We start from the raw sequence: 7,703 nt of genomic DNA on the forward strand, positions 1-7,703 counted from the left end.
GAATATGTACATTATTTTAATTTTAAAAGACCTGCTTACTGTTTAAATTACAAAACCCCTATCCAATATAAAATGGATAAGGGTTTCTAGTTTTTTATTAATGTCTACTTTTGTTTGACAACTCCACCAAATGGAACTCCTTTTTTAACGTGCCGCATCAAGTTGGATGCGGGAAGTAATAATTTGTGGATAAATCTCATTACCATCCACCATAAATCGAAACTGACCAACACGCTCATTCACGTTTAGGGCCATAAATCCATCGAGTTTTGGTTCATCATAATGATAAACAAGATTTTTAGTGGTTGCCGTAAAGATCACATGTGGTTCTTTATCAACCATTTGGTTGGAAATACTCATCTGTTCAAAGTTACGTGCTTTAGAGTAAATATAGAAATAGGCATTGTCTTGGGTATCGCGTATGAAGTAAAATCCTTCATTGACCGTAGACAGTTCACTTTGAATGGTTGATAGACATAAATCGGTATGACTTACTGTACGAATTCCATCATGCATCGATTCAGGATTGCTTTTCGCATTACATCCAGTAAGTGAACCAAGTAAGATTAGAAAAACTATGAAACGCTTCATAATCACGCCCCCCTTTACAGTCATTGTATCACTAAGCTATAACAGTTACTTTAAGGATATTGCTATCCTTGTGTAATTACGGTGAGATTTAAAATTTGTAGGTACTACCTTGTTGGCGTGCACCCAAAAAATAAAACGGACAATGTATAATTGAAAGTGTATAAGGAGGGCTTTTCGATATGCAATATGTTTACATGTTTTCTGAAGGAAGTGCAGCGATGCGTCCAACCCTAGGTGGTAAGGGTGCAAACCTCTGTGAAATGACGAATTTGGGGTTACCGGTACCTCAAGGATTTGTAATCAGTACGGATGCGTGTCTCCATTATTATGAAAAAAATCATGCAATCGCACAAAATATACTGGATGAAATTTTCGCAAACCTCAGTAAATTGGAATCATTAACGGGTAAGACTTTTGGTGGAACGGATAAACCATTGCTTGTTTCCGTACGAAGTGGTGCTCGTGTTTCCATGCCTGGGATGATGGATACCGTTTTAAACCTTGGTTTAAACGATCAAGTGGTTGAAGCATTGGCGAAAGATAATGAAAAGATGGCTTATGACTCGTATCGACGTCTGATTCAGATGTATGCGGATGTGGTTATGGGGATTGAGAAAGTGAAGATGGATCGAGAAGTTGCTTTAGTTGTCCATAAATATGGAGTGGACAGTGATCATGATTTAAGTGTTATTGCTTTGAAGGAATTGATCCAACGTCTCAAAGAAACGTATCGAATTGAAGTAGGAGAACCCTTCCCGGATTCTCCTCAAGTTCAATTGGTTCATGCTGTAGAGGCAGTCTTTAGAAGTTGGAATAATCCAAGAGCGAAGTATTATCGCAGAATGCATGATGTTCCCGATAATTGGGGAACCGCTGTAAACATTCAAGAAATGGTTTTTGGAAATCGTGGTGACGGGTGTGCTACAGGTGTTGCCTTTTCACGAAATCCCGCAACGGGAGAACATGAACTTTATGGTGAATTTCTCTATGATGCGCAAGGTGAAGATGTGGTAGCGGGAACGCACACACCCTTACCAATTTCTACTCTAAAAGAAACGATGCCAGAAGCATATAATGAATTTGAACGACTCGCAGAGAAACTTGAAAAACGTTATCATGATATGCAAGATATGGAGTTTACGATTGAAAAAGGAAAACTCTATATGTTACAGACACGAAGTGGAAAGCGTACGGCTCAAGCTGCTGTGAAAATTGCTTATGATATGGTTCATGAAGGAACGATTACCAAACAAGAAGCCATAAACAATCTTGATGTATCCATTTTGGATGGATTACTCCATCCTCAATTTGATACCGAAAATTTAAAATCTATAGAGCCCATTGCGAAAGGGTTACCGGCTTCACCTGGAGCCTCAAGCGGTATGATTGTCTTTGATACACTTACGGCTGTTAAATACACTCAAAAAGGTAAACCTGTAATTTTAGTTCGTTTAGAGACGTCTCCTGAGGATATTGAGGGGATGCATCTTGCGGAGGGTATCCTGACAAGTCGTGGTGGGATGACCTCACATGCGGCGGTTGTAGCGCGTGGTATGGGGAAATCCTGTATTGTAGGATGTAGTGATGTGATCGTATATGAGGATAATACCTGTGAGATTGATGGTAAAGTTTATAATCTCGGTGATGAAATCTCAATTGATGGAGGAACCGGTTGTGTTTACCATGGCCGACTTAAAACACAAGAAGCGACGATGTCTAAAGAGTTTGAAACACTTCTTGATTGGGCGGATGCATTGAGTTCGATTGATGTTTACACCAATGCGGATACGCCTGCTGATGCGCAAACCGCAATTGAGTTTGGTGCGAAAGGAATTGGCTTAATTCGTACTGAACATATGTTCTTTGAACGCGATCGTATTCGGGCGATGCGTGAGATGATCTTAAGTCGAACCCCTAAACAACGTGAGGCTGCATTAACGAAAATCTTACCCATTCAACGTAAGGATTTCGAAGCAATTTTTATGGTAATGGAAAATCGAAGTGTTACCGTGCGATATCTTGATCCACCCCTACATGAGTTTATGCCAACCACAACCCAAGAAATTGAGGAGTTGGCAGCATCGATGAACATGGGTGTTGCAGAAATTAAAACGGTTATGAGATCCTTGCATGAATATAATCCCATGATGGGACATCGTGGCTGCCGTCTTGCAATCACATATCCAGAAATTGCACTTATGCAAACTCAAGCATTGATTGAAGCGGCAATTAATGTGAATCAAAAAGGTCACCGCGTAAACCCAGAAATCATGATTCCACTTGTTGGGGATGTGAATGAGTTTAATTTCCTTGCAGGACGCATACGAAATCTTGCGGATGCATTAATTGAGAAGTCGGGAGTAGAAGTTCATTATCGTATTGGTACCATGATTGAGCTTCCACGTGCATGTTTACTTGCGGATAAGATTGCGGAAGAAGCGGAATTCTTCTCATTTGGAACGAATGATTTAACACAAATGACCTATGGCTTTTCCCGTGATGATGCCGGAACATTCTTAAAAGATTATTATGAGAAAGGGATTTATCAAAATGATCCTTTCGCTTCATTAGATCAAGAGGGTGTTGGGCAATTAATTCAACTAGCGATAGCAAAAGCACGTGGCGTTAAGCCAGACTTAAAGATTGGAATTTGTGGTGAACATGGCGGCGATCCACGTTCGGTTAAATTCTTCAGAGATGCTGGATTTAATTATGTATCCTGTTCACCGTATCGTGTCCCTATTGCACGCATTAGTGCAGCACAAACTGTCTAAAAGAAAACACCTCGTTTAAACGAGGTGTTTTTTGTATTGTTTAGGCATCAGGTGGGGCACATGCTTTGGTACCATCACTGATGTAGATATTAATATGGTCGGTTGTGGATACAAATTGGTTGTTTTTGGAAGCACGTACTACCGTTCCTTTTTCACCACATTCCGCAACGCGAGTCACATCATAGGTGATGTGTGCACCTTTACCACTGAATTCATAGAAATAAGCCGGTAAATCGCCTTCTGTCAAGCCTACAAGACCTTTAATATAAGGCTGACCAATGGAGTAGTATACAATCACAACAGTATCTGGGTCATCGTTTAAAATCGTACCCGGTTCTGTATTTTGTTCAACAAATGCTCCGTAAGGGTAATTCATTGTGTAAATTTGTTTTTGAATTACTTGGGCACCCATTGAATTGATTGTATCGAAAGTATTGAGATCAGAAGAGGAATAATCAGGAACACGTACAGCTTTTCCTTTTGAAATTACGAAGGTAAGTTCATCATTTTTCGCAACTTTCTCTGCTGCACTCACACTTTGTGAGATCACACCGCCCGCTTCGATTTTGTCATCAAATTGTTCTTCATACGTAAAGGTACTTACAAATTCTTTTTCTTTTGCCCAAAGTTCAACATCCATCTTTGTACGATTTTTAAAGTCTGGAACGATGATGTTTTTTTCGTATTGTTCGGGGCCATTTGAAATTTTAATGAGTGCTTTGTTTTTACGTTGGAAATGATCTTTTGTGACGTTTTTATCTTTGATTTCAAACGAAATAAAATGACCCTTTGCGACATCTTTGGAGAATACATTTTCGACTTGGATGTAACGCATTTTTTGTTCTTCAATCCATGCATTGATTTCAGCTCCACTGAGTTTCTCGAAATCAGGGAGTGTCACGACTTCTTCTAGATCGGGTCCCTTGCTTATGACGACACTTACCATGCTGCCTTTTCGGATTTTAGTTTTAGGTTCAAATTCTTGTGAAATGACAACATTTTCATCGTACTCTAAACTGAATTCGTCTTTGAAGTGAACTTCTACTTTATGTTTTTTTGCCCAGATTTCGACTTCTTGACGTTGCTTGTCCGTAAAATCAGGCATGAGTGTATGTGATTGTTTATTCCATATTAAACCAATAAGCAGGAGTGATAGAACGGCAGCGATTCCGATAAGGACCGTCCTTTTTTGTTTTTTTGCTTTATAAGAAGGATCAAGCTCCGTTTCTTCTTCACGAACATAGAAACGCTCTTCATCTTGATAGGTAGTTGTGGTTTCCAGGTCATCCATTTCCATTACGTTTTTCTCTGATTTTTCAGTTCCGATATGAACTTTATGACGGTCATAAACACCGGGTTTAAATTGATCAAGAAAATTACTCATGCAAGTCACCTCTACTAATTTCTTCCAACGATCCTTTTTTTAGATATAAAATTTTATCTGCTTGCTTTGCGATTTCTTGGGAGTGCGTCACAACAATAACGCATTTTTGGTGATCATGGGCAAGGTGTTGGAAGATATTAATAATTTCGGCTTCCATTTCTTCGTCCAAGTTTCCAGTAGGCTCATCCGCTAGAATTACATCCACATTGGTTGATAAGGCACGCGCGATGGCAACCCGCTGTTGTTCTCCTCCAGAAAGCATGGTGACAAGACGATCGGCCTTACTTCGGGTAATGCCAATAAAATCAAGCAGATTGTATGCAACTTCTTTTGTCTCTTCGGGAATTTGATTGGTGGTGATGTTCATGGCTACAAGTACATTTTCAACAGCCGTTAAATGAGGAATTAGATTATAACTTTGAAAGATAATCCCAATTTGATTGCGCCGATATTCCGCAAGCCCAATCTCAGAGATGTTTTTATCTTTATAATAAACAGCACCTTCACGCGGTGTATCCAGTGCACTCAGTAGGGATAAAAAAGTCGTTTTTCCAGACCCGGATTGGCCCAAAATGGCATAAAAGGTACCGGCTTCAAAACTGGTATTCACATCCCGCAAAATGAAGCGACGTTGATCGCCATCTTGGTAAAAATAATTAATGTTTTTGGTTTCTAATAGTTTCATGATCGCGCTCCTACATTAAGATTTTCTTTGGTTTCATGCGTGTAACATAAAACATTGGAAGGATGCTTGAAGCAACCGCAACACCTGCACCCAAGAGATAGACAGACAAGACATAAGAAGGGGACAGCTCGATGCGATAATCTTCATTTACTTCAATCATATTAATTGAAGGGAGATACGAACTTTCCGTATCAATAAATACGTCATCCATATAAGAATCCGAAATAAGAACATCAGAAACCTTATTCGCAAGCATTAAACCCGTTCCAAACGACAAGGTTAAACCCATAAGTGTAATCATGAGAACTTCCAAGGTTACTTGCCCCAATACGCCCCATTGGCGATCTCCTAACGCAAGATAAATACCCATCTCATGCTTACGATCTCTTAAAAAGAGAATCACCACAAGAGATAGCACGATGGTTGTGGTAATGGCTGCACCCTTTAAGGTATAGTCTGCCATTACATTCAACATTGCCATGGGTGCTGCAATCATTTCAAACGATTGTTGGGAGGTTCGAACCATGAGGCCATCTTCCAAAAGATCTTTTGCTTGTTGTGTAAAAGCGTTTAAATCTGCTTCCGATTCCATTACAAATACGGAATCTCTATAGTTATATTTTTCTTCATTATAGATTGAGTCATTACCGAGGATATCGATCCCTTGTGCTTCCGCAATCTTCGCTTCTTCAGCGCGGAGCGTTCGTAAACGATGATTAGGAATGTAGATTCGGTTATACATCGAGGCTAGACCCCAGTTTTCATTATCAGATTTTTGACTAAACGAGACCGGTTTAAACGATCCAACCACTTTAATTTTAAAGCTTATGTTTTGCGCTGCTTCACTCTCATTAACACCATAATTAGGGAGCATCGTTTTAAGTTCGATGACTTCATCAAGACGAATGTTGTTTTCAGTCATCACAATATCCGAAAGAATGACTGGATAGACATCAGACTTTAAATCATCATCGTTAAAGGTACGTCCTGACGTGAGTTCGATCCGCCCGGTTTTTGTATCAAGAAGGTCAAGATATTCGACACCCTGAAATGAGAAATAGTGAATCGGTTCTTCAGAATCGGCACGATCTCGCGCATGAGGCATTTGGTATGATTTTAGAGAACGCGATTGAATATCATGCTTTAGCGCATAATCAAAAAATGCGACCTCAGGTAGTTTTCCTAATTTTTGAATGGTTGATTCGCTAATCTTCAGCGTTTCGAAATCAATGCGATCAAACGCTTCGTAGTCAAGCGCTACGGTTGCATTATAACCAAGTTTCTCCTTAAGGTTAGTTTCAACACGGGATGTGCCTTGTTTAATGGCAAATGTTCCTGCAATTAAGTTACCGAGAATAAATACAACGGTTAAAAGAATGAAAGACTTCCCTTTGCGTCGTGAGACACTCAACCAGGCTCTTTTAAAATGATTCATGATACCTCCTACTGTACTACTTGCAATAGTACGCCTGAGATTATAATAGCGTTTACATTACCGTAAAGCAAGAAAAATATCATAAGTGGAAAAGATATTTATATTCCATAAGGGATGATACAGCAATCCGTAAGTTGGTGTATGAAATTTTCAAAAATATGGTGATTTTTAATAAAATTTCATTCCGTAAAATTAAATCTATGATATGATTTATAAGGTTAAAAGGAGAAGGAAATGAAAAAAATAATTGTAGCAGTATTATTTTCACTTGTACTTGTTGGATGTTCCGAAAATAAGAACGTTTGTACAGTAGAAGCTGATGGCATTAAACGTACACTTAAGTTGGATGTGAAAAATTCTGAAGTTGTTGGTTTAGAAGAAGAAACTGTAATCCAAATGGATAAAGCAACTCAAATGAATACCTATGATGACTTGTATAAGCAATTTGCTGAATCAAAAGTAACGGATGGTGTTACCTTTGAATATGAGAAATCCGATACCGCAATCACAGTTAAAACAACTGTTGATCTTGCAGTTGCTAAAGGGACTCAATTAGAGAAATATTTCTCATATCTAAGCAAGTCCGGTCAAAAAATTATTCTTGATCAAGAAGACTTAAGCGTTGATGCTGTTAAAGCAGCTCTTGAATCAGAAGGTTCATTCAGCTGTTCAGGAAAATAATATAAAAAGCACCCGGATTCGGGTGCTTTTTCCTAAATTCAAATCTCAACCGCACCACCCAAGGTGCGGTTGTTTTTGTATAATAAAAGGAGCCCACCCGACTAAAAGGAGCTCCCATATGAAGTATAAACAATTAGATAAAAAAATGAAAGA

At 39.0% G+C, this 7,703-nt stretch carries 7 protein-coding genes; 3 read left to right on the forward strand and 4 right to left on the reverse strand.

Translation table 11 applies throughout. From position 1 onward, the window contains the following. Positions 1 to 90 (forward strand): IS3 family transposase (locus tag EPJ89_RS08575; protein WP_200549437.1); only part of this gene is annotated, 90 nt, incomplete at its 5' end. Positions 91 to 144: 54 nt separating this feature from the next. On the opposite strand, the gene EPJ89_RS08580 is transcribed toward EPJ89_RS08575, so the two are convergent. Beyond that, a complete protein-coding gene (locus tag EPJ89_RS08580; protein ID WP_115355036.1) occupies positions 145 to 591 on the reverse strand; it encodes a hypothetical protein in 447 nt (148 codons plus the stop codon). A 179-nt stretch (positions 592 to 770) separates the two neighbouring features. Between EPJ89_RS08580 and ppdK the strand changes: the two genes are divergently transcribed. Continuing rightward, positions 771 to 3,365 (forward strand): pyruvate, phosphate dikinase, encoded by a 2,595-nt coding sequence (ppdK, locus tag EPJ89_RS08585; protein WP_200549535.1) that lies wholly within the window; start codon positions 771 to 773, stop codon positions 3,363 to 3,365. Positions 3,366 to 3,405: 40 nt separating this feature from the next. Here the strand turns inward: ppdK and EPJ89_RS08590 are convergent, their stop codons facing one another. From EPJ89_RS08590 to EPJ89_RS08600, 3 genes are read right to left on the reverse strand one after another with little or no spacing between them, the layout of a single operon-like run. Further along, positions 3,406 to 4,749: a PASTA domain-containing protein gene (locus EPJ89_RS08590; protein WP_200549537.1), complete on the reverse strand. Its 1,344-nt coding sequence runs from the start codon at positions 4,747 to 4,749 to the stop codon at positions 3,406 to 3,408. Continuing rightward, a complete protein-coding gene (locus EPJ89_RS08595) occupies positions 4,742 to 5,434 on the reverse strand; it encodes an ABC transporter ATP-binding protein (RefSeq protein WP_161637423.1) in 693 nt (230 codons plus the stop codon). Before EPJ89_RS08595 ends, EPJ89_RS08590 begins: the two co-directional genes overlap by 8 nt. 10 nt (positions 5,435 to 5,444) lie before the next feature. After that, a complete protein-coding gene (locus tag EPJ89_RS08600) occupies positions 5,445 to 6,869 on the reverse strand; it encodes an ABC transporter permease (RefSeq protein WP_125163670.1) in 1,425 nt (474 codons plus the stop codon). A 234-nt stretch (positions 6,870 to 7,103) separates the two neighbouring features. Between EPJ89_RS08600 and EPJ89_RS08605 the strand changes: the two genes are divergently transcribed. Continuing rightward, positions 7,104 to 7,550, forward strand: a complete 447-nt coding sequence (locus tag EPJ89_RS08605; protein WP_200549539.1) for a hemolytic protein — start codon at positions 7,104 to 7,106, stop codon at positions 7,548 to 7,550. Positions 7,551 to 7,703 lie beyond the last annotated feature (153 nt).

Origin of the sequence: Erysipelothrix sp. strain 2 (EsS2-6-Brazil) (assembly GCF_016617625.1) — a bacterium.
Lineage (GTDB): Bacteria > Bacillota_I > Bacilli_A > Erysipelotrichales > Erysipelotrichaceae > Erysipelothrix > Erysipelothrix piscisicarius.